A 424-nucleotide genomic window follows, 5' to 3' on the forward strand; every position below is an offset into this window, starting at 1 on the left:
CGTTCATCTGATAAAGCTGCTTTAAATTCACGCTTACCATAAACGGCACGTAAAGCATCAATAAAACGCGGTGCAAGATTTTCACGCGCAGCAATTTGCGGACGCCCCGAAGCAATACGCTGTAAAAACAGCTTTGGATCTGTAATACGATAAATAAAGAACGCATCTACTTCATAATAGGCTCCACCACGAACCTGTACAGATTGTGTAGGAACATCATAACGTAACAACCGATTATCAACAATGATCATCTTATCTATAAAGGGCGCTTTCAAATAGATCCCAGGATCAGATTCTACCTTAACAATTTGCCCAAAACGCTTAATTGCCACTTGTTGACGAGGATAAACTATAAAAATAGACATCCAAAAAATCATCAAAAAGAGTACTATAGTACTAAATAAAAATAAGAAACGAGACTGCT

General features: G+C 37.7%; 1 protein-coding gene. It reads right to left on the reverse strand.

Annotated features, from left to right (window positions below):
* On the reverse strand, positions 1-424 hold a 424-nt coding region (locus J7R05_RS08375), incomplete at both ends, for an SPFH domain-containing protein (protein WP_246468279.1).

Origin of the sequence: Bartonella capreoli, from assembly GCF_902813205.1 — a bacterium.
Classification (GTDB): Bacteria; Pseudomonadota; Alphaproteobacteria; order Rhizobiales; family Rhizobiaceae; genus Bartonella; species Bartonella schoenbuchensis.